Below are 1,208 nucleotides of genomic sequence, written 5' to 3'. Positions count from 1 at the left end.
GGTCAGGGGCGGGTGCGCAGGGCTTCGGCGATGACGGCGACGCCTTCGGCGATCTGCGTCGGGGAGCGGGCGGCGTAGCCCAGGACCAGGCCCGGGCGGCAGGGGCGCTGGGCGTGCCATGACAGCGGCTGGGTCTTCACCCCGCGCTCCAGGGCCCGTGCGGCCAGGGCCGTGTCGTCCAGGGACGCGCCGAAGGTGACGGTGAGGTGCAGGCCCGCGGCGGCGCCGTGGACGACCGCGCCGGGCAGCCGCGCCCGGATCGCCTCGATCATCGCATCACGGCGCCGGCGGTGGCGGCGCCGCAGCAGCCGCAGGTGGCGCTCCAGCTCCCCCGACTCCATCAGCCGGGCCAGCACCAGCTGCGGCAGCGCGGCGTTGCCGAGGTCGGCGAACCGCTTGGCCTCCACCAGCGCGTCGTGGTGGGCGGGCGGCGCCAGCATCCAGCCGATCCGCAGCGCGGGCGCCAGCAGTTTGGACACGCTGCCGGCGTAGAACACCCGGTCGGGGAGCGTCGAGCGCAGCGCGGCGGCGGGCGGGCGGTCGTAGCGGTGCTCGGCGTCGTAGTCGTCCTCGGCGATGAGTCCGCCGGCGGCGGCCCAGTCCATCAGCGCGCGGCGCCGCGCCCCGTCCAGGACGACGCCGGTGGGGAACTGGTGCGCGGGTGTCAGCAGCACCGCGGGCGCCCCGGACGCCCGCAGGTCCGCGACGCGGACTCCGTGGGCGTCGACGGGGACGGGCGGGGTCGCCAGCCCCCAGTGCGCCAGATGCTGGCGGGTGCCCAGCGATCCGGGGTCCTCCACCGCCACCGCGCCGACCCCCGCCGCCTGGAGCACCCGCGCCAGCAGCCCCAGGGCCTGCGCGGTGCCCGCGACCACGACGACCTCGGCGGGGTCGGCGCGGATCCCGCGGTTGCGGGCCAGCCAGTCGGCGACCGCGGTGCGCAGCGCGGGGGTGCCGCGCGGGTCCCCGTACCCGAACCCGGGCGCGGACAGGCTGCCCACCACCGCCCGCTCGGCGCGCAGCCACGCCGCGCGGGGGAAGGCGGCCAGGTCGGGTACGCCGGGTGACAGGTCGATCCGCGCGGGCGCGGCGCGCAGCGCGTCGAACACCTGCGCGCCCGGCGTGCCCGCGAACACCTCCCCCGCGGCCGCGCCGGTCGCCGTTTCGGACGGCCCGCCGGGGCCGCGCGCGGACGGCGGCGGGGGTGC

Annotated in this window: 1 protein-coding gene; it reads right to left on the bottom strand. The window is 79.2% G+C overall.

Annotated features, from left to right (window positions below; genetic code table 11):
* Positions 1-2: 2 nt before the first annotated feature.
* A partial coding sequence (locus E1298_RS47030; protein ID WP_131903817.1) for an aminotransferase-like domain-containing protein occupies positions 3-1,208 on the bottom strand: 1,206 nt, incomplete at its 5' end.

The organism is Actinomadura rubrisoli (assembly GCF_004349215.1).
GTDB classification, from domain to species: Bacteria; Actinomycetota; Actinomycetes; order Streptosporangiales; family Streptosporangiaceae; genus Spirillospora; species Spirillospora rubrisoli.
The sequence above is the reverse complement of the archived record's forward strand: the minus strand, read 5'-3'. Positions and strand labels throughout refer to the sequence as shown.